Genomic DNA, 20,031 nt, shown 5'->3' on the forward strand with positions numbered 1-20,031 from the left:
TAGCACGACGGCCAGGTGAATCAACATTCGCCCAACGTTGGCGATCGGTGGGCGTGGTGACGCCGATCATGGCAGTGCTCGAAGCCAGTGACAACCACTCACAGCTGGCCCGATTCTGTACACATAAGTCAAGAATGAGCAGGACCTCTATACTGATGAAAGTAGGCGTCTAAACAAGGCCCAGAGGATACATCCAGTACATCGTCGCTGTTATTTCGATGAAGATTTGTTCTCAATTCAAGACATAATTTATAGGCTGGGAACTGAAACCTATGGTAGAGAAGATGATTCTTGTCTGACTGTATTGAGTACGTAGAGAACGTTATCCCGGTCGGATGAGTACAATTGACATGGGCGAGACATCCGACCGACCCGATACTCAAGATGACGAGGTTACGGCCGATGCCGGCACTGATTCAGAGGAATTCCTTTCGCTCCTCCCGCACTTTTATCGAGGGAGTGTGAGTCAGACGGTAAGCGCACAGGATCGGCTCGACCGAACAACTGACTGGGCAATCACCCTGATCGCCGCCTTGCTCTCGGTAGTGTTTGCAAGCGAGGATATGCCAGCGTACCTCTTACTGATCGGGCTGATACTGCTGGGTATGTTCCTCTTTTTCGAAGTCCGACGCTATCGGTTCTACGACGTATGGCGGTCTCAAGTCCGGTTCGTTGAGGAGAACGTCTTCGCGAACGCCTTCGATCCCGCAGGCGCCGAACATCATCCGAACTGGAGAGAAGAGATCGGCGACGATCTCCGTCAGCCGACATTCAAGGTCTCATACTTCGAAGCCTTGTCTCGTCGGACCCGTCGGGTGTACGCGTTGCTGTTTGTTGTCGTTGGGCTCGCCTGGGTCTCTAAGATCACCCTCTTTAGCCCCGAATCACAGTGGACTGAGGCCGCGGAGCTCCCGGGGATCCCTGGCCCGGTCGTCGTAACAGCGCTGGCGTTGTTCTATATCGCCCTCTTTTTGATTGCGTTCTGGCCGGGAAAACGCGAGGCAAAAGGAGAAATCCACGAAGTTGAGCCCGGCCATTGGAAGGAGGCGGACGATGAACGTGATTAATCCGTTCCCGATTCATTAGTGATTGGCTGTCAACGACTTGAAGAGGAACAGCAGAATAGCTTCGATCTCTAATAGACAACTCACACGGTAAGTTCGCAGATGTACTGACCGGATGATGTAGTGAATTGGGAACGAAACAAACGGTGCCGCTGTGCTGCATCCATCCTCTACATATTGCACGTCACTTTTGACATCTCCTCGGTAGTTCGAACGGAGTCTGCTGAATCCATAGCGCGAATGTCGCACGAAGGCTAACTCGACTTACGAAGGTGGTGATCGCTCAGTGAAGGAGAAATGTTGAACACTGTCTTCTGTCTCGCCCCTCATCTACGAAGGGTTGCAACGGGACCCTTTGTACGGTGTCTCTCCTGCTTTTCAGCCAATAGTTTGAGATGAGGTCGTATCTCGTCAAAATGGGGGCCTTGCATTACAAGCTCGTCATCTCGATCCCACTCGATGAACCCGTACTCCGCTAATTTAGGCAGGTGGATGTGGTGCATACTAACCGAGTGCTCATCGGCTTCTGCAATCGTTCGAGAACTGGATAGATGTCTGTGAAGTAGGTTCTCGTCTGCTTCTGCAACCTCTCGGGAAATGCCGGACGGTTTTGAGACGCGTTGGGGATTGGAGAGTAATTTGACTAGTAACTGTCGTCGGTGGCTGTCCGCCAATGCGTCAAAGACATTATCATAATTGACCATTCTATATCCCTCGGCCTCAACTATGGTCTCTCATGATCTTAAATACGCATCATTTTTACGGTTCACTGTTGTTTTGATTAACTGAGTGATTAAGTGTGCCCCGTTCAGTTCGCACACTCTACTGAGCGGTTGATTCACCCGTCTCGACGTGACACAAACGATGTCGTGCTGAAATCATGCTCTGTATCTTGCACGCGCATTCCGTCAGCTATTGAATATATTCAGCGAGGCGTGCAAGATACACAGCGCGAATTCAGTATGCAGAATCCTCGAAAAAGTGTTCACGGTTCGGTTGGCGGAAGCGTAAACGAGAACGTCGATCCGTCATCTCGGTTTGAGTCAATCCAAATCTCGCCGCCGTGTCGTTCGACGATTCGCTCGCAGACTGCGAGGCCGATCCCTGTCCCTTCGTACTCCTCGTGGCTGTGGAGTCGCTGGAATACCTCGAAAACTCGGTCAGCCTCATCGGGATCGATGCCGATCCCTTCGTCACTGACCGAAATAATCCACTCGTCCCCCTCACGCATCGCGGAGATCGACACTCGAGGTTCCCGGTCCCCGCTGTACTGGAGAGCGTTGTCCAACAGATTCTGAAAGAGTTGGCGGAGTTGGCTGGCGTCACCCTTCACAGTCGGCAGCGGGCCAGCAGTGATTTCAGCACCGGTTTCGTCGATCCGGATGCCGAGATCCGTCAACGCATCGTCCACCACTGCGTCAAGATCGACTGGTTCGAAGGACTTCCCCTGTGTTTCGACTCGGGAGTACGTAAGCAGCCCCTCGATCATTGCCTTCATCCGCTCGGCACCGTCAACAGCGAACTCAATGAACTGTTCGGCGTCGTCGTCGAGGTCGTCGCTATATCGACTCTCGAGCAGGTCCAAGTAGCTCGTGACCATCCGCAACGGCTCCTGGAGATCGTGGGAGGCGACGTAGGCGAACTGCTGGAGGCGCTCGTTGGATTCCTCCAATTGCCGCCGATACGTGTACCGATCGGTGATGTCGAAATGAGCAATGGCGACGTATCTCCGGTCACCGTCGGTGAACGATGCTGCCCGCATGAGAAACCACCGTTGTTTGTCGGGGGAGTGGCACGGATATTCGAACTCGAAGAGTTCTCGTTCGCCGGTTAGAATTTCGGATAACCCGGCAGCGGCAGTTTGTGCTGTCTCTGTCTCTGCCTGTCTGGTGATCGAAAGATAGTTGGATCCGATTGTATCTGGCCGAAGCTCGATATCGTTGGCCTCACCGAATTCCTGCCATGCGCGATTTGTATACAGGATCGTCCCTTCGTCATCGAGGATTGCAAAGTTGATCGGAAGTGTGTCCACGGCCACTGGAATAAGAGCCTCTGGCTCCCGGCCATTCATATCCGGTTTCAGTTGACTAACGAAGATAAGGTTGTTCCCGTTCTGGTTGCAGGCGACGAAACGTTCTCTGCAGTCAACAGGTGTTTTCTAACACGCTCTCGGTAGTCCGTTCAACTGCTACTAAATAGATAGCGCGAATGTAGCACTTTCCGAAAGCCGATTGACAAAGGGGAGTGGTCGTTCAATACAGAGAACGTATTTATCGGTTCTCTTTCCAGTCGTCCGGATCCCCTTCACGGAATTCTCCCTTGGCATGGCGCTCGTGGGGCCAGAAGGTGACGCCCAGCAGTACGACGTAGAACACACCCACAACGGCAACCACAGCAATCCCGGGGATACGGGCGATTCCAGCGGTTGTCAGCCAGTCTTGGCGCGGCGCGAACGCTGTAATCCTGAAGACCCACGCGACCAATAAAACACTGAGCAGAGCAAGGTACACACGCCGGAGCCGGTTTGCGAGTGCTTCGTGGAACGAGACTTTCAGCGTCGGCCTGCGATAGTCCCTGCTCAGTTCCGCTCGCCAGTCGTGACTTTCAGTGCCTTGGGACGGATCGAGGGCGTTTGCGAACAGGTTCTCTTGGATGACTCGAGCACGAGAGCGAAAGACATCGTAGTCCCGGTACCGCCGTGCTTCGATGCCCAGAAAGATGGTGACGACAACGATCCCGATCAGCAAGATATAGTGTGGGTTATCGGTACTCGAAAACGCCCACGTCAAGATTGCTGCCATCAGCGTCACCCCCCACTTCGTCGTCTCGTCGAGGCGCTGCCGCCACGTCCCCACTCGGTCTATCTCTCCGCGATAGGCGTGAGCCATCACCGAACCGAGTCCCGTACTGTCGTCAACCATCTGGCGGCCGATCTCCCGGTGGTCTGGTGCTGTTGGGTCGAACTCGTCGCTACTCGAATCGGTCATAGAGAAGAGACATCTCCTCGCTCCATAAGCAGTTATGGTGACGGCGTAATCTGAGTGTCATGTACTGGAGAACATCGAACAGTACGCACTCTTCAGTGACCGGCTGTTTCACACAGTTTATGACTGAAAAATATTATTTCAACAGAACTGTGTACGCAGATTCCTGAAGGGTCCTCGCCCGCGGACTATATAATATCTCACGTCGATAGCTACGAAAATTCTCATCTGATTTTGACAGTTTCGATAAAACCTGTCCCTCTTCAGATTCTGACCTTAGAAAAGAAATTGCCGGATGACCAATGTTTCTCTGAAAGAAGGGTACACGACGCGTCCGAAATCCCGTCACGCACTTTTCAGGGCTTGTATCGCATTATTTCGGCAGTACTGGGTAGATCATCGGCAGAAACACCAAACGAGCCATTATTTACGTGGTTCGATATTTCTCAAGTCCGATCTCTATGTGACCCCTTATCTTTCGAATTCGGGCCTCTCACCACCTCGTCAAGCACAATTTTCACCAACAACCGGATTTTGTTGTTTGTCGAGACCATCATTACCGCCTGAGAACTGCCCGACGGCCCTCTTCTCTAATCTAAACCTTCCTTATCACTCTCTGCACCTCCAGAATCATCCAAAGGAAGGCTAGGGTACACCGGTGCAAACGCCACTGGCTCTCTCCGGCCGAGGGGCCATCAAACGACGAGCGTCTACAGCAAATGTATCAGAACTCACTCATTGGATGGTGATGCGATTCGCGGTGGAGTTTCTCATCCCCAGGAGGGGTGGGGCGCAGTGAGCGCTCACTGAACTACCATGTCTTCGGAACACGAGCGACAGCAATCGCGACTACGTGACGAACAAAGAGAGCAATCAAGCGAAGCGCCGTGGTCAGATCTCGAATTGACGATTCCCAACGACAGAAGTCAGCTCTCCATCGTCTCATTTGTCGAGTGTGTCCTCGTGGAACTCACCCACGAAGAGGTTGGTGCGGAGTACGTCTCGACCAACGTGTGGGGAGCAAAGCGAACCCAGTTCATCGCCATCGACGACAACGGCGAGATATTCCGGAAACGGCACTACGACGAGCGACTTGGGTGGCACGAATCGACGGTCAGTCGGCGGGCTGTTCGCAAGAATCTCATTACCCGACTCACCCGGTCGTCGTCGCGAACAACTGATCGCAGTCACGACGTGCCGGTCGACGACCCAGATACGTTCAGCGTCAAACTCACTCGAAAGCTCCGGTTGCACTGACCTGCGTGAGTTAACCAACAACTCTCTGAGTCCGGGGCTGTTGTTGGTTAATATCGTGCTCCTCTCGAAGCCAACAGCCGGTACCTGGTACGCTACACAGCTCAGGAAACTATTCCCCGAAGTAAGAATTATATTCTTCGCCCTACAATCCTGAATATGTCCGAAACAGACGCCGCCGATGGGCCACCCCCCTTCGAGGATGCGTTCGCCAGCGACGACGTCGAACAACGCATCTACGGCACCATCCTGCAGACCCGCGAGCCGACGACGGCGAGCTCGATCGCCGACAGCGCCGACTGTGACCCCAAGACCGCCCGGAAGTACCTTGGCTGGTTCGACGATTTGGGAATCGTCACTCGACACGATGGCCATCCGGCCACCTACGAACGGAATGACGCGTATTTTGAGTGGCGACGCATCAATCAGCTCGCAGCCGACCATTCCGTCGAGGACCTACAGGATCGCGTTCGTGAGCTGACGACGCGCATCACCGAGTACGAGGCGACGTACGACGCCGCGTCACCGGCCGCAGTCGACGCCGTCGACGCCGCGGAGGCCAGCGACGAGCGGACCATCGACGACGTGTACAGCGACCTCGGCGACTGGGCGACCGCCCGTGAGGAGCGTGACCGCTACGAACGCGCGCGCCAGCAACGCACGGGTGGCGAGCGCGAACAGGCGTCCGGGTAGCCCGCTCGATGGTGCCACCGACAGGCGATGGCGGGAGCCCTGCCCCCATCGATCGTCCCATCCTCGAGTTCCTCCAGACGCGGCTCCAAGCGACGAGGCAGGTCTCCCGAGCAACCGTCACGGATACAAGCGGCCATCTCGAGCTTCAGGTCGTCTTTGCCCCGTCGTACTACCCGGCAGCCGTCGACGAGGCGCAGTTGACGGTTCGTTGGTACACGAACGACGACTTCAACTGAAACGGGAGCGCGGAGTCCTCTCCCTCAAGGAATGAGCGAAGCGAGTAAGTAGGGAGGGAGGGAGAAATGCGCTCGATGGGCTACAAACACTGTTATTTAAGTAGCCAAAGATACCCATTGAAACTGTGGCAGACGACTACGTGCGTCGGACGGCAATCACCCGTATCTCGGTAGACGGTGAGCAGCGCGAGTTGCTTGAGGACACTATCTCCGAGTGGAAGCGTGGTTGCCAAATCGCCACGGACATGGCGTGGGGCAAGTGCAACACGAAAAGCGATATACAGCCCCTCGCCTACGACGATGTGCGTGAACACACCGACCTCGGGAGTCAGCACGCGATTCTCGCCACCCACCAAGCCGCACAAGCCATCACCGGCTGCATCGAACGTCGCTCGAAAGGCAAGACGGTCAGCAAGCCCACCTTCACCGCGCCCACAGTGAAGTACGACACCCGGACCATGACGCTCTTCGATGACGACACGGTGTCCCTCTCCACCACAAAGAGTCGTGTCCGGTGTGACCTTGCTCTGCCCGACGCCGATGATGGCTACCAACGACAGTACCTCGACTCCGACGAATGGAGCGTCACGGAAAGCACGCTCACCGCCCGTGATGGCGACTACCTCTTGCACATCGGCTTTCGCCGACCCAAGAACGATACCGAGCAGAATACCGCCGAGGACGGGACGGTTCTCGGGGTTGACCTCGGCATCGAAAACCTCGCCGTCACCAGTACCGCCCACTTTGTCAGCGGCCGAGAGCTAACCCACGACCTCCAAAAGTTTGAAACGGTACGGGCTGGCCTCCAACAGACCGGGACGCGAAGCGCCCACCGGACACTCGAACAATCCAGTAGCCGTGAGCTTCGCTACGTCAGAGACGTGCTCCACCAGGCGTCGAACGCGATCGTGAACGAAGCACTCCGCTACGGCTGTGACGTGATAGCGTTCGAGGACTTAACCCACATCCGAGAGCGCACGGGCGCGTCGTGGGGGCATAAGTGGGCGTTCCGAACGCTGTACGAGCAAGTGGAGTACAAGGCCGAGGCAGAAGGTATCTCGGTGAAGCAAGTGGGGTCGGCGTACACATCGAAGCGGTGCGCCGAGTGTGGCTTTACTGCGGACGAGAATCGCCTGACTCGCAACGACTTCCGGTGTGTGAAGTGCAAGTCGGAAGCGAACGCGGACTACAACGCAGCGAAGAACATCGGGATGCGGTACGTCCGTCGGGGCCAACAGTCGTCTCGACGGACGGGCAACAGTCAACTTGCCCTGAAGTCCGGGACTGTGACGCCGAGTGGCGGATTCACTGCCCACCCTGACGGGTTCGAGGCCGAGGACACGGACAATCCCCACCCTCCAAGCGCTGAAAGCGCTTAGGGCGGGGTAGTTGACACTCCACTATCGAGAAAAGCGCCCGGACCACGCCTGGGAGTGCCGGTGGGACCGCCACCCGAATCCGCACAATACACGAGACCACTTCCATCCCCCGCCCACTGCCCCGACGCCTGGCGAGGACGCATCGTGGCCGGACGACCATCGTGACGTCGTTGCACTCGTCCTCGACGAGATCGAAGACCGAATTACGGCTCTCTGGAGCGAGTAAGGGCTACGGTCTCGCGTGGAGTGTTTGTCGGCGTCCCCAGAACGCGACGCGTTCTGGTGTGCGAACGAGACGCGAGGCGTCTCGTTAACGCCAGAAGGCGTGCAGCGCGCGACAGCGTGCGCGGCGTGATTCATAATGGCTACTCCCGATCTCCACGACGACACGAGTGCCGACTACGAACAGTTCGAGAAAGAGTTGCTCGCCCAGGACCGCGACGCCGCCAGGGTCGACACGGCGGACATCGACGACACGATGGCCCGCAGCGTGGTCGACGATCTCGTCGACGCGGACGTCGTCACCCCGGTTCCCGAGGACCGCGTTCTCGTTCACGAGCCGAGTAGTACTGTGTTCGATTCAGCCACGCAGTTGGCTGTCTTCCACCAGGGCTGGACGGCCGCTTGCAACGCCGACGTGGAGGCCGAGTGATGCAGCAGACGCTCGTTGGCTGTGCCTTCTGTGACGCCCCACCCGGTACCGAGACTAGCGAGGCCCACACTTGGGGGCAGGACGAGCGAGTCACCCACCCGATCTGCGTCGACTGTGCGATCTAGTCGCGACTCGATCTCGATGAGCGCGATCACCACGCCTGCGACGGGTGTGGGCTCGTCGTTGACACGCTCGCAGCGCTCACTCGATTTCGCGTAGAACTTGGACATCTCGAGGGGCCGCTGCAGCTTTGTGCTCGCTGTAGCCCCGGTGGGCCCGCCACGCACTGGACGCGTGACCTCGAGGAACATCTCGTCGCGACGCCAGCGGAGTGACTCCCTCCCGCATTTCTGGGCACGGAAACGCCCGTCCACGATAGCAAACATACCAAACAACTTAATTCCAACAGTCCCAACACTAGCCTATGTCGAGCGGCACCATCGATATCGACGAGTTCGAGAACGCTGACGCCGACGAATTCGAGGACCGGAATGATACCGAGCGGATCGTGCTGTTCCTCGACAAGAATGACGACCGAGCGTGGAAGGCGACAACGATCGCCGAGCACCTCGGGCTGGATACAGACGCCGTCAGTGCGATTCTCTCGCGATTGAAGGAACGAGGTCTCGTGCGGCACAAGCGCCCGTACTGGGCGATCACGGACGACGAGGAACGACTCCAGTCAGCCTATCGGCTCCACCGACACCACGAGACTGCAGACGAACAGTACGGTGAGGAGTGTCTTGAGGACCTCGAAACCGACGAGATGGAAGAAGTACAGTGACTGCGTTCGAAGAACTGGAACGCGGTGACATCGTGTGGGCGACCGACCCGCTCTCGGAGAGTTCTATACGTCATACAAGGCCGCGTTCGAGGGGGTTCCGACCGCGTGGATTGACCCAGCATACACGAGTCAGAGGTGTCCGATGTGCGGTCATACGGAGCGTGCGAACCGTCACAAGAAGCGGTTCAAGTGTCGGTCGTGTGGGCACCAAGACCACAGCGACCGTGGTGCAAGCGTCAATATCGCCGTGAAAGGCGTGAAGAAACTCGATTGGAATGTGCCTGCTCTCAACAGCCTTCCCGTTGTTCGGACGGTGCGACGGCAGGCATCGGGGGCCGTGGACGCCCCGACCGTGACCCATCCGACCGCCCGAGGCTATCAGGCCGATGGTCAAGTGGGAGTGTCCGACTAAACCACGGGAAGCCTCGGGGATTGACCCCGAGGCGGTTCACTTCCGAGCCCGTACTTGTCGCAACTGATAAAGGGACACACAGAGTCTGCTCAACAGAACAATGGCGTCCAGCACCGATCCCTCGACGGCGGTCGACGACGAGGTCCGCCAGCTCTACGAGCGGTATCAGGCGGCCGAGAGCGATGCCGAACGTCGCGAGATCGCCCTCGAGATGGGTGAGCTTGACGGACACCGCCACGCGGTGATCTATGCAGCACTCGAAGACGAGTAATTCGTTACACTTACTCAGTGCTTCCGTGGCTATCGACGGACCAACCAGTATACGTCAATGAGCTTGGAGAGGAGAACTATTATGCTGAACTCACATGGATTTGAAGACGATCAGCACCAGAATACCGAGCAACGGCGTACAATGATCAAACAGTGGGCCGAATGCGTTCGGACGCACGACGATAGTGAGTGGCCACGCCACCAAAATCGACTCATCGAATCCCAGTTCCAGCCGGCAAACGAGATGGCCGCTGCTGGCGAAACCGATCCGGTTCGGTTCGCGGCCGCTCGCAATCGGGTGCGTGGCCGATGACCGTCGAGGACGCGGTTACCCAAGAGATCGCGGCCGCTCACTACGATGACGAAATAACCATCGACCAGCTCACAGAGCTCGTCGGCGCCGAAACGGCGGCGAACCTGTGGGTGTTGAAACAGCAGTTGGACGAGGACTTCGTTAACGAAGTGGCTGACGCGTGACCTCCTACAGCGTCGCACCCGTTGATCCCCCTTGTTGACCCTGATCAGAATTTCTCTGGTGGCACCGTACGAAGAGTATAGCGGCTGAGTCGCTGCGTGTCAAGTCCGGTTGAACCGTGTTTCTCTGCGGCCCGTCCCGCTCACCGCTGCCGCCCGCCGCGTCGCTCGCACCTAGTCCGGATAGATTGACCGCAACACTCTTTACTGATTCGCTGTAAACTGTAAACAACCAATTGCCCATGTCACGCACGTCAAACCGAGCCAACGGCGACGTCATTCGCGACTTCCTCTCGGTCGCGGACCTCCTTGAGGAGCCACAGCTGGCCCAACTGTACGCGTATCTCGCCCGAGAGGAGGAAGCAACCGTTCAGGAACTCATGAACGAACTTGACCTCGCGCAGGGCACGGCCTACACCTATGTGAACCGGCTGGTCGACGCCAGCGTCATCGAGGCGACCACCGACGAGCAACCCCGGGTGTACGTCGCTCGCGACATCAATCTGACCGTCACAGCAGCTGATGACGCTCGCGAGTACACGATCACGCCCGCGCTCATCGACGCCATCGCCCGTCGCACGACCGACGATGACATCGATACCTACATCGACCGCCACGGCATCGCCGGACTCGCAACGGCACTCACCTACACCGTCGACCGGGAACGTGGCGAGGTCACCCACCGGCTGATGGCCCGTGATCTCGACATCTCGCCGCTCGCCGCCGAGATCATCCTGCAGGCGCTGCGCTCCGTCGTCCACGAGCACTTCGATATCGAGGAGGCGGGCGCGTCGGTCGTGGATATCGAGGGTGTCGACCGGGACATCGCTGGCGACAACGCGTGAGCGCCATCCATATCGCTGATACCGGTCTGTTCGTCGCGATGGGGAAACCGTCGAACCGTCGGTATCAGGTCGTCCGAACGTTTGCACGCCGGAACGACATGACGTTCGTCCTCCCGGAACGTGTCTACGACGAACTGACCGTCAACGCGCCCGACGTCGAGACACCGCCGGTCGACACGGCAATCGACGAAGGGTGGGCCCGAGTCGCAGCCCCGTTGGGATACACGAACGCACTAGTCTCCCGGACGATGGACGGCGTGCAGCGATACATCGCGAACGCTGATGACCGCCCTGCCGACGAGATCGAACGTGCGGATCCAGCGCTGGCAGGGGTCGCCGCTCAAGCGTTCGTCGACGAGACCACTGACCACGCTTACATCTACACGACGGATACCCTCGCTGGAGAAGGGGCTGAAAATGTCTTCGCCAGTGAGGGCTACGGCGATTCAGTCACATACGTGAACGGCTTCCGCTTCGTCGAAGATCTTCTCGAGTAGGCCGCTCCTCGTTGGGTCCGCACACCGATCACTACGGAGCAAAATTCGATATCAGCCCGCCAGCGATGGCCGTTGCTGTCTCGAAAGCCCTCGGCCGCTCGGCATCCCGCGACCCACGCTGCGCTCCTCGTACCTGCGGTGCTTGCGGAGTCGGGGGACGACCGAGACAGCCTCGCCCTTTCTGAGTCCACCAGGATGTCGGCTGTCTCACTGAGCGTCGAACCCGGTTGAACAGGTTCTTTGTTACGGCACGCCCCGCTCGCCGCTTCCGCCCTCCGCATCGCTCGCGACCGACCATTCCGGGCATGCGGCGAGCAAGCTCGCCGTTCCGGGCTGAAATGAATCTGGTCTCGACGCCAGCATTAAGCGCGTTTTCGGTTGCGCCCCTCGCGGGCTTTCGCGTTCCAGCACTTTGGGCCGCTCCACGCGGCGAGTCATACCACGACTCGCCGTGCTCACGACCGTCGCGCTGGACACGGACCCGCAGTCCGGGCCGGACGCGAGAAACGGCTTAAAGCTGGCCGCTCGCTCCGGGCGGGTCGGCGCGCGGTTCTGGTTGGATGACCTCCCCGAGGCGCTCTCGCTCGCGCCCCAAGGGGCGCTCACGAAGGCGCGAGCGAGAGCGCACAGATGGTTCTGTCGGTCGTTGTCGTCGGAAAACCGCGATGTAGGAGCATCGCGGTGTCGGGCGCTGAGCGCCTTCGGAATTTTGGAGAATTCCAATGTCAAGTAAGAACGTTACCAGTGAAGTAGTTTCGGTCGATGAACAGGCATTCGAAAAAGCGGACGAAGAGGTGGTCGACGAGGACGGCTTCGAGGTCGTCGATGAGACACCGGAGTTCCAGGCAACGGTGCAGATGGAGGTGCAGGCGAAGGTAGATGCCAACCACCCGGACGGGATGGTCGACACCAGTGACGAGCGAATCTACGGTGCGACTCTTGAACAGGAAGAGCGCATTCGGGCGCGAGAGGCGGAGCTGGAGCGCATCAGTGCCAGGGCGGAGATGGGGATGCAAGAAGGTCGGGAGAAGCGGACGCGAGATATCGCGGCGAAGCGGAGCGCTGAGCGACGTGTTGAGTTCCAGAAACGGGCGGCAAGCGTGAACCCGTGGGCGGATCCAGAGCGAGACGATCCTCGTGCAGAACTGACGCAGGAGCAGTTGGCTGTGGTGAACAAGCAGTCAATGCGGCTGGCCGAGAAGCTGGATGGCTGGTCGCGAGCAGCGATTGGTCGGCGAATGGGTGAAGCCGTCGTCGATGGGAAAGACCTGATGAGTGCAGTCGTCGGGGTGTTCGAGGAGTTGCAGACGGCGCCGGGACAGGTGGTTCCCATCGGGATGCTCGAAGGCGTCAATCGGAAAGAGGTGAGCATCGAAGGTACTGTGACACAGCTGTGGGAGTCGTCGAGTTCAGCTATTTCCCAAGTGGGGCTCATCGAAGACGAAAGTGGGCGAACGAAGCTGACGTCGTGGGTCGCAAGTGACCAACCCTGGATCGAAGAAGGCGAACGAGTTCGCATTCACGGGGCTGCGAAGAACTGGTACAACGGGCGCGTCTCAGTAGCCCTCACTGGGTGGAGCACCGTGATGTTCCCTGAGCGCGGTCGGTGGTGGGAATAGCCGGTCGAGGTGACTCTTTTTTGCTACGTACCGGACCGACCCAGACCCCTCCTCCCCACCCTCCGCTCCGTGCTCGCTTCGCTGCGCGCGCAGCCACGACCTCGAGAACAAGTCCAACATTTGAGCAAGAAACTGGGGAAGGAGTACGCGATGCGAGCGAATCTGTCAGACCCACGACTGGTGCGGGCGTACCTGCAATCATGTTGAAACGTTCGTGGATGTTCGCGATTTCTTGGAGGCGAATTCTTAGTCAGTGTACTCCGCTATGGAGAACTGCTTCCCGCCCTGTTTCTCCAAATACTCCTGGACCGTGGTCTCACGGAGATGTTCTTCCACGTCATAGAGCTCTGAGATGTCTCCCCGGCTGAACGAGTACTCATATTTCCCGATATCGTCGCACGCATTTCTATGCCGAAGGTATTCTAGAGTCTTCCTCACCATATCAAGATCATATCACGATCATAGTAGTGGGGAACCCTACGGGGTGTCATCTTCACAGTCTCGTTGTGTTTGAACTGTTCCGGCAGGATAACTTGGGCAAGCGATACTGCCAAGCTCTCAGGTTTGATTTCTCCAGTCAGAAGGAACTCTTTGCTCGGGGTTGGAGGCAAGTTGATTCCGGTGGAAACAATGCTGTGGAAGGAGTCGTCTTGTGCTAATCCGTCTTCGAAAAGGAGTTTACCGCCTCTGCTCTGTGAGAGGATGCCGCATTTGTCCTTGATGTCGTCGTAGATATCTGCACCGGGTCCTCCTGCCTTAGCTGACTCTACGGCGTCTTTGTCAAAAACGAGATGATGTTCGAAGTGGTTGAGATTACGGGTGGAAAGATGGACTTCTCCTGCTCTGCCTTTTTTCCGGATGAAGTCTTCGACGGCCTCTAGGTTCAACCGTTGGTAGTCTTCTGCTCGGCGACGGTGTTCTTCGGTGACTCGGTCATCTGGTTCCACGTTGACGAAGACGACGGTGTCGCCGCTGTAGAACGTGAATTCTGGCCGTGTGAACACGTCGTTCCGGTTATCGGGGACTGGGAGAAATGGACCGACGAGTTTGAAGCCCTGAGACGCGATCCCACGATTACTGGTGTCGCTTTTTATAACTGAGTGGAAGAGATTCAGAGCGTTTATTTTCTCTTTTTGTTCCAGCCATCCCATGGTTAGACAGTAATCTTCTCCGAGTGCTTCTTCACCCGATAATTAGTGCTGAGTTCTCTGTGGATAATGGAGTAAAAGTCGCTGAGGCTGGCAGCTGTCGTGGTTGCCTTGGCGTGGAGCAGAATGTTCGTCTCGTTGATCGTGATTTCGAAGGGTTCGTTCCGTTCTCCGTCGAAGACAAAGAAGTTGCCTTCTTCCCACTCTGAAAAGTCGTATCGGTGTTTTCTATCGAGGATGTTTTCCCGAAGCCCTTTAACCAATTGCTCGAACGACGGAGATTCCTGATCCGGGTCCGTTTTCTTGTTAGGTATGTGCTCAACCAGTTCGACTGTGGTGTAGCCTTCAATGGCGAATCCACCGTCGACCGCTACAGAATCTGGTGTATCATTGTCGGAGGGGGCGGGTACGTCTTTCGAGTCCTCTACATCGAAGTCGGAGAGCTCTTGTATGGCCTGTTCGTCCCTATAGGACAGCTTTCTTGGCGCGTATTCGACTTCGAAGTTCTCCTGATCCTTTTCGACGTATTGGTTGGTGAGTTCTATTGTGGTATCGTTCCCAAAGCCGGGTTCCGATTGCTGGACACGTGGAATCGAGCCGTATCCGTCCCGGTTTGCTGTTCCCTCAATTCTCGGGCTGTTCGTCTTGCTGAATTCCAGTCGGGTAGGTTGGACTCCGTAATCGTCTTCCAGATCTGTTAGATACCGTTGTTCCCCACCGTGGAGCTGGATGCTCATATCTCGGTCGTCAAAGACAGTATCGTATTTCGCGGTGAAGCCGTCTATGTTGCCTTCGACTTTGTTAACGATGTCGACGAGGTCTTCTGAGGAGAGGAATACTCTATCTAATGAGGGGAGGTAGCGAATCAGTTTCTCTACGGTTCGTTTGGTCCAGTGACGTCGTTCGACTGTGAAGACCCGGAGATAGTTATCTTTGAGGTAGAAGATGAAGTGGTCGTGACGGTCGTATTCCGGCGTGCTGATTCGAACGTAGGAAGTGTCCTCATTCAGTTTTTGTTCTTCGAACAGATGTTCCTCGAAGAAGGTATATTCGTAGTCTTTCAGGGATTTATCTCGGAGTTGGGTTTCCACGATCGCTGCCAAGTTTCCAAGTTCGTATTCGTTGCCGCGTGCGATGAAGAACTTCAGCTCCGGAGTTTTCGTCGTTTTCTTCTTTTTTTCTTCAGATATCTCTTCGTCGGTTCGAGTTACAAAATCAACAAGTTCGCCGACGATCGTGTCGATATCTTCCCCGGTCAGGTTTTCCAAGTTTGGTTTCATAGTGATGGGGGTTTAACCTGTGGTTCTTGTTGTGTTTGGGTAGGGTGTGCGGACTGCCATTAGCGAGACTCTTTCCGCTGGGAACAAAAAGATGCATGATGACTTTATCGGAGAGGGTATGGAGGCGTTCAGGCTTTGATAGCGCCGACTTTGTCTGATTCTTTGGATTTTCTTACGGCTCTTTCGTTGGCGGCTGAGGACAGTTTCAGGTTGGCATCTCCGTTGGATGATTTAATGGTGTAGATTGAGAGGTCGATTTCTTTCTGGTTTCCTTTGGCGTCTTTGTAGCGGAGTTGTGTTGCGATTTCTATTTCGTCAATGTCGCCCTCTGATACAAAGATGTCATTGATGGCGTCAGCGATGTCGATGGGTTCGTCTTGGCTGTGTTCTATGTCAGTGACTTCCGCTGGGACGGAAAACTCTACTTCGTCTTCTTCGGGGGATATACTGCCGCCGGACCCGGAGCTCCACCATACGCCGTCTTCTGTTCTTCTGAGTGGGCGGCTGTGATTCGTGTAGCGTTGGTTATCGGTGTCGTAAGAGATCAGGAAGTGGAGTTGGAGATCAGTTGCTAATGAGTTGCCGCGGTTGACTATGGTGAGTTGAAGGGATTCGGTTTCGGAAATTTCGGGATTAGAGCTGTGGTCTTCGAGGGTTTGCTGTGTGACGCCGACAAGTGGTGTATATCTGGCATCCATAATCTGTTTTTGTTGGTTCATCAGGACTCGTTGCCGGTCTTGGGTGCGGAATTGTAGGAGGTAGGCGAAGAGTAGGCCTGCAGAGAGGATGATTGAGGCGAGGCCGTCGTTGGTGCTGGCCCATGATGTGACGCTGTTCACGAATTGCTCTCCGGCATAGATACTGAGGTCGATCGTTACTGCGGCGAGGAAGATGATGCCAAGGAGTTCGACCCAGCGGGTTTTGATGAAGCTCCAGACTTTTGATCGCAAGCTGTCGGAGCTGTCACCATCCATTCTTATCTACATCAGTTCCTTCTGTCGACAATATAATTTTCGAAGTGATAACTCGATCACACTGAATAGATTTCGTTTGGGCGCTGGATAGTTGAGTTTGTGCTCAGGAATTGTGTCCTTTTTATGTCACCATATCCATAATATTGTGAGTTATTATAACATCGTAATTCAAGAACGCAAAATCCCTTAGTAGGTACGTCAGTCCCTCGACAGAGTCTATTGTCCCCTCAAGGGGTGAGGGGTTCGCCGTACCGGCGAATCTCCAAAAATTGGTGAGAAAACATGGCGACGAGAGATATCTACGAAACAAGCTTCGACGAGGACGTCCAGACGAACTCCAGCACGAACCCATGTCCGGAGTGCGATGGCCGGGTCACTACCAACTCGGTCGAAACCATCTGTGAGGACTGTGGACTCGTTATTGAGGAACAACGAATCGACCACGGTCCTGAATGGAGAACTCACGATCAAGACCAGCGAAAGCGGACGGGCGCTCCACTGACTGCGGCACGTCACGACCGAGGGCTGTCGACGGAAATCGGTCGCTGGAAAGATGCGAACGGGAACGAACTCTCCGGGCGAAAGCGCCAGCAGCTATCCCGAATGCGGCGTGAACAGACTCGTGGTCGGTTCCAGTCGAAAGCCGAGCGAAACCTCGCACACGGCTTGGGTGAAGTTCGAAGAATCGCGAGCGTCCTCGAGCTCTCAAGTTCGGTTCGGGATCAGGCGTGTCAACTGTTCCGGAGCGCTCAAACCGAAGATCTGCTTCGAGGCCGATCAATCGAGGCGATAGCTGCAGCAAGCGTCTATGGAGTCTGTCGCTGTAACGGCCACTCGCGGTTACTCGACGACGTCGTCGACGCGGCACGCGTTGAACAATCGAGAGTTACGAACGCGTACAAGACGCTGAATACAGAACTTGGACTGCCAGCCCAGCCTGTTCGCCCGAGCGAATTCATCCCCCGTCTCGCGTCAGAACTCGATGTTCCAGCGTACATCCGACAGCGAGCTCGAAGGTTGGCTGAACAGTCTGAATCGACAGGAGTAGCGTCCGGTGTCAAACCATCAGGATTCGCAGCCGCCTGTCTGTATAAGGCGGGTCGCGAAGAAGGACAATGGCTGACGCAGGCGGAAGTCGCTGCGGCGGCGAGCGTCACTGCAACGACCATCCGGTCACATCGAGACACGTTAGAGGATCAGGTAGCCTGACAATGCTCCTGTACAAGCACCGTTGAAAGGAATAGTTTTCTCAGGAAATTATTTGTTCATAGAGTGCGTAGCACCCAGTATGACCGAGACGTGGGATGACATCAACGAGCAGGTCAAAGCGGATTGGAAAGAGGATACCACGCCATTCGAGCGGGTGTACGAAATCGTTGAGCAAACCCACGGCGGGCAGTCGGCAGCCGAGATCGCCGACCGCGCCCTCGTGAGCGAACCGACGGCACGTCGACACTGCAAGGCGCTCGTGAACACGGGCTTCGCCGAGACGGAGCAGGACGGCCAAACAACGCTGTACAAGCGAAACAGCGACCGGGTGTTGATGTCCCGGATCCGCGAACTTCGAGAGGAAGTCAATCGGCCGGAGTTGCTCGACAGCATCAAGAAAATGAAGGCCGAGATCCGGCGCTATGAGGACCGCTACGACGTGGTGTCACCCGAAGAGCTCAGCCAGCAACTCGACGCCGACGAGACGGAGGGCTGGGACGACCTCACCGCGTGGCGAACGGCGCGGCAGAATCTCGCCGTCGCCCAAGCAGCACTTGCCTACGACGAGGCCAGCCACCAGCTCGCTGTATGAGCGAGGACGACCGAGCCGGCGAGTTCGGACCGATTTATCTCCCAGCGCTCCAGCGGATTCGTGACCTATGGCTCGAGCTTGAGCCGTTAGTCGACGCAACCTCGTACGATGACGTCGTCGCACCCACGGAACTGCAGATCAGTCTCAGCGACGGTCTTGGAGACGCCGACGCTGCGAGACTCGATATCCAGTGGAGCGAACTGGGGATGTATTCGTTTCATTACGTCGATAGCGAAGACGTCAACTGGCGATTCGATCGGCACCCGAATACACACTCACCCGAAATCCATTTCCATCCTCCTCCCGAGGCCACCACGACGGCAGCTGAACCGTCCTGTATCGACGTGACCGAGGTGTCACTCGTCACTCGTGCAGTCCATACGATGTGGCGAGCAGCGTACGAGGACGAGGACCTAGATCGGCTGAATAGTGCGTCAAATCCACCGTAAGGATGACTACCGCGAAAGTCTAGAAGGGATCTCACCATTGAGACACGGCCGTATCGGTATCCCGTCGCGCCCGGAGTGGTGTTGATGCGGCACTGCAACAGTATCGCGGCTTCTCTCAGAGCGAGAACGTTCCGATCTGGAGCGAAAGCGAGATCGACGGATCAGTTTTTCCCGCTCGCGCTGGAACACCGTCTACGCACATGGACGTAACCGAGGACATGGTTCGGGATGTCTGCACGGACGCGGTCTTCGAGCGCGGCGATCGATACCTTGCTGAGGGCCGTGTCCATGAGATTCACCGCGTCGACACCACCGTAACCGCCGTCGTGAGCGGCAGCCGTCAGTACGATGTCCGTGTTGACCTCGCCGCCGACGGGTTTGCCCCGTGGTGCGACTGTCCGTACGACGGGCCGGGAACGTGCAAGCACGTCGTCGCCGTATTGCTTCGGTGTGTTGACGACCGTCCACCAGACGAAGGCGATCGACTCGACGCTGCACTCAACGGTGCCGACGCCGACGAGCTCCGCGCGTTCCTGCGTGAAGAACTCGTGACCGATGCGGACCTCCGCGATCGGTTTCTCGCCCATGCCGGTGGGTCGACGAGGCGGTCGGTCAACGAACTTCGCACCTCGATCGATCGGCGGTTTGAGGAGACGAACCCTGAATACGACGTCGTTTTCGAGCCGATCGACTTCACGCAGTGGTTCGATCTCGCGAACGAGTACCGCAAGCAGGGGCAGTACAGATCAGCGATGATCGTCTACCGGGGACTTATCGAGTCGCTTGACGACAACATGGAGCGCGTCGACGGCGCATACGACCACTTCTCGAGTGCGTTCAGACGGGCACTCGACGGGTACGTCGACTGTGTCGTGGCCACGGAACGCGACGCCGACACGGTCACAGACGCCGTCGCATTCCTCGATGAGCGAGCGACGTCGGGAACGCCATTCCTCGCGGAACACTTCGAGCGGGCAGCGGCCGAGCTCCGAGAAGAGGTAGGCGAACAGTCCTGCGAGTAGCTCACGCGGCGTCGACGACGTTCGGAGCGCGTCATGACTGGTCCGCGACGAGCGATACTTGTACTCGCCGATATTGAGAGACACCACGTCAGTGAGGGCGGCGACATCAATGATCGTAGCGCATCATACACCTAGTGATGTATTGGAGAGCGTTACGAGGTGTCTTCGCGTAATTCAAGAAGAAGTCGCGAGCA

General features: G+C 56.8%; 23 protein-coding genes and 4 pseudogenes. 20 read left to right on the forward strand and 7 right to left on the reverse strand.

The annotated features are described in order from the left end of the window. Nucleotides 1-350 precede the first annotated feature (350 nt). Nucleotides 351-1,067 carry a DUF2270 domain-containing protein gene (locus MUN73_RS20950; protein WP_250142468.1) on the forward strand — a complete coding sequence of 239 codons (717 nt, stop codon included), beginning with the start codon at nt 351-353 and terminating at the stop codon, nt 1,065-1,067. Nucleotides 1,068-1,390: 323 nt separating this feature from the next. Here the strand turns inward: MUN73_RS20950 and MUN73_RS22840 are convergent, their stop codons facing one another. From MUN73_RS22840 to MUN73_RS20960, 3 genes are all read right to left on the reverse strand, one after another. Beyond that, a complete protein-coding gene (locus MUN73_RS22840; protein ID WP_425492743.1) occupies nt 1,391-1,768 on the reverse strand; it encodes a DUF7344 domain-containing protein in 378 nt (125 codons plus the stop codon). 281 nt (nt 1,769-2,049) lie between these two features. Then, complete coding sequence (locus tag MUN73_RS20955; protein WP_250142469.1) at nt 2,050-3,135, reverse strand: PAS domain-containing sensor histidine kinase; 1,086 nt, start codon at nt 3,133-3,135, stop codon at nt 2,050-2,052. Nucleotides 3,136-3,334: 199 nt separating this feature from the next. After that, nucleotides 3,335-4,051 (reverse strand): DUF2270 domain-containing protein, encoded by a 717-nt coding sequence (locus MUN73_RS20960; RefSeq protein ID WP_250142470.1) that lies wholly within the window; start codon nt 4,049-4,051, stop codon nt 3,335-3,337. A 900-nt stretch (nt 4,052-4,951) separates the two neighbouring features. Between MUN73_RS20960 and MUN73_RS20965 the strand changes: the two genes are divergently transcribed. From MUN73_RS20965 to MUN73_RS21030, 15 genes and pseudogenes are all read left to right on the forward strand, one after another. Next, nucleotides 4,952-5,305: a DUF8030 family protein gene (locus MUN73_RS20965; RefSeq protein WP_321575782.1), complete on the forward strand. Its 354-nt coding sequence runs from the start codon at nt 4,952-4,954 to the stop codon at nt 5,303-5,305. Nucleotides 5,306-5,461: 156 nt separating this feature from the next. Continuing rightward, a complete protein-coding gene (locus MUN73_RS20970) occupies nt 5,462-5,995 on the forward strand; it encodes a DUF7342 family protein (RefSeq protein ID WP_250142472.1) in 534 nt (177 codons plus the stop codon). A gap of 8 nt (nt 5,996-6,003) precedes the next feature. Further along, nucleotides 6,004-6,225: pseudogene (locus tag MUN73_RS20975) on the forward strand (hypothetical protein); the annotation flags it as partial. A 131-nt stretch (nt 6,226-6,356) separates the two neighbouring features. Further along, the gene (locus MUN73_RS20980; RefSeq protein ID WP_250142474.1) at nt 6,357-7,610 is read left to right on the forward strand and encodes an RNA-guided endonuclease InsQ/TnpB family protein; all 1,254 of its coding nucleotides are present in this window, start codon (nt 6,357-6,359) and stop codon (nt 7,608-7,610) included. 16 nt (nt 7,611-7,626) lie between these two features. Further along, nucleotides 7,627-7,836 (forward strand): annotated as a pseudogene (locus MUN73_RS20985) (toxin-antitoxin system TumE family protein); the annotation flags it as partial. 135 nt (nt 7,837-7,971) lie between these two features. Then, complete coding sequence (locus MUN73_RS20990; RefSeq protein ID WP_250142475.1) at nt 7,972-8,262, forward strand: DUF8069 family protein; 291 nt, start codon at nt 7,972-7,974, stop codon at nt 8,260-8,262. Then, nucleotides 8,262-8,597, forward strand: a pseudogene (locus MUN73_RS20995) (DUF7558 family protein). Before MUN73_RS20990 ends, MUN73_RS20995 begins: the two are co-directional and overlap by 1 nt. 89 nt (nt 8,598-8,686) lie before the next feature. Beyond that, complete coding sequence (locus MUN73_RS21000) at nt 8,687-9,046, forward strand: MarR family transcriptional regulator (protein WP_250142476.1); 360 nt, start codon at nt 8,687-8,689, stop codon at nt 9,044-9,046. 58 nt (nt 9,047-9,104) lie between these two features. Further along, nucleotides 9,105-9,458: pseudogene (locus MUN73_RS21005) on the forward strand (transposase); the annotation flags it as partial. A 100-nt stretch (nt 9,459-9,558) separates the two neighbouring features. Beyond that, complete coding sequence (locus tag MUN73_RS21010) at nt 9,559-9,729, forward strand: hypothetical protein (protein WP_250142477.1); 171 nt, start codon at nt 9,559-9,561, stop codon at nt 9,727-9,729. A gap of 81 nt (nt 9,730-9,810) precedes the next feature. Beyond that, complete coding sequence (locus MUN73_RS22890) at nt 9,811-10,041, forward strand: DUF8150 family protein (protein WP_465260998.1); 231 nt, start codon at nt 9,811-9,813, stop codon at nt 10,039-10,041. Next, complete coding sequence (locus MUN73_RS21015) at nt 10,038-10,205, forward strand: hypothetical protein (protein WP_250142566.1); 168 nt, start codon at nt 10,038-10,040, stop codon at nt 10,203-10,205. The genes MUN73_RS22890 and MUN73_RS21015 overlap by 4 nt, the downstream gene beginning before the upstream one ends. Nucleotides 10,206-10,444: 239 nt before the next feature. Next, on the forward strand, nt 10,445-11,047 hold the full coding sequence (locus MUN73_RS21020; protein WP_250142478.1) for a DUF7437 domain-containing protein: 603 nt from the start codon (nt 10,445-10,447) through the stop codon (nt 11,045-11,047). Then, nucleotides 11,044-11,544, forward strand: coding sequence for a PIN domain-containing protein (locus MUN73_RS21025; protein ID WP_250142479.1), 501 nt, complete (start codon nt 11,044-11,046; stop codon nt 11,542-11,544). Before MUN73_RS21020 ends, MUN73_RS21025 begins: the two co-directional genes overlap by 4 nt. A gap of 722 nt (nt 11,545-12,266) precedes the next feature. Then, nucleotides 12,267-13,163 carry a DNA-binding protein gene (locus MUN73_RS21030; protein ID WP_250142480.1) on the forward strand — a complete coding sequence of 299 codons (897 nt, stop codon included), beginning with the start codon at nt 12,267-12,269 and terminating at the stop codon, nt 13,161-13,163. A gap of 246 nt (nt 13,164-13,409) precedes the next feature. On the opposite strand, the gene MUN73_RS21035 is transcribed toward MUN73_RS21030, so the two are convergent. The 4 genes from MUN73_RS21035 to MUN73_RS21050 all read right to left on the reverse strand — a co-directional run bounded on the left by MUN73_RS21035 (nt 13,410) and on the right by MUN73_RS21050 (nt 16,565). Continuing rightward, on the reverse strand, nt 13,410-13,604 hold the full coding sequence (locus tag MUN73_RS21035; RefSeq protein WP_250142481.1) for a hypothetical protein: 195 nt from the start codon (nt 13,602-13,604) through the stop codon (nt 13,410-13,412). Next, a complete protein-coding gene (locus MUN73_RS21040; protein ID WP_250142482.1) occupies nt 13,598-14,314 on the reverse strand; it encodes a hypothetical protein in 717 nt (238 codons plus the stop codon). The genes MUN73_RS21035 and MUN73_RS21040 overlap by 7 nt, the downstream gene beginning before the upstream one ends. 2 nt (nt 14,315-14,316) lie before the next feature. After that, entirely contained in the window at nt 14,317-15,591 is a 1,275-nt protein-coding gene (locus MUN73_RS21045; RefSeq protein ID WP_250142483.1) for a hypothetical protein, read from the reverse strand. A gap of 128 nt (nt 15,592-15,719) precedes the next feature. Further along, complete coding sequence (locus MUN73_RS21050) at nt 15,720-16,565, reverse strand: hypothetical protein (protein WP_250142484.1); 846 nt, start codon at nt 16,563-16,565, stop codon at nt 15,720-15,722. 282 nt (nt 16,566-16,847) lie between these two features. On the opposite strand from MUN73_RS21050, the gene MUN73_RS21055 reads away from it, so the two are divergent. From MUN73_RS21055 to MUN73_RS22845, 4 genes are all read left to right on the forward strand, one after another. After that, entirely contained in the window at nt 16,848-17,774 is a 927-nt protein-coding gene (locus tag MUN73_RS21055; protein WP_250142485.1) for a transcription initiation factor IIB, read from the forward strand. 79 nt (nt 17,775-17,853) lie between these two features. Then, nucleotides 17,854-18,366, forward strand: a complete 513-nt coding sequence (locus MUN73_RS21060) for a winged helix-turn-helix domain-containing protein (protein ID WP_250142486.1) — start codon at nt 17,854-17,856, stop codon at nt 18,364-18,366. Next, nucleotides 18,363-18,815 carry a toxin-antitoxin system TumE family protein gene (locus MUN73_RS21065; protein WP_006065509.1) on the forward strand — a complete coding sequence of 151 codons (453 nt, stop codon included), beginning with the start codon at nt 18,363-18,365 and terminating at the stop codon, nt 18,813-18,815. The genes MUN73_RS21060 and MUN73_RS21065 overlap by 4 nt, the downstream gene beginning before the upstream one ends. 200 nt (nt 18,816-19,015) lie before the next feature. Next, nucleotides 19,016-19,837, forward strand: coding sequence for an SWIM zinc finger family protein (locus MUN73_RS22845; protein WP_382181132.1), 822 nt, complete (start codon nt 19,016-19,018; stop codon nt 19,835-19,837). The last annotated feature ends 194 nt before the right edge of the window (nt 19,838-20,031 follow it).

Origin of the sequence: Halosolutus amylolyticus, assembly GCF_023566055.1 — an archaeon.
Lineage (GTDB): Archaea > Halobacteriota > Halobacteria > Halobacteriales > Natrialbaceae > Halosolutus > Halosolutus amylolyticus.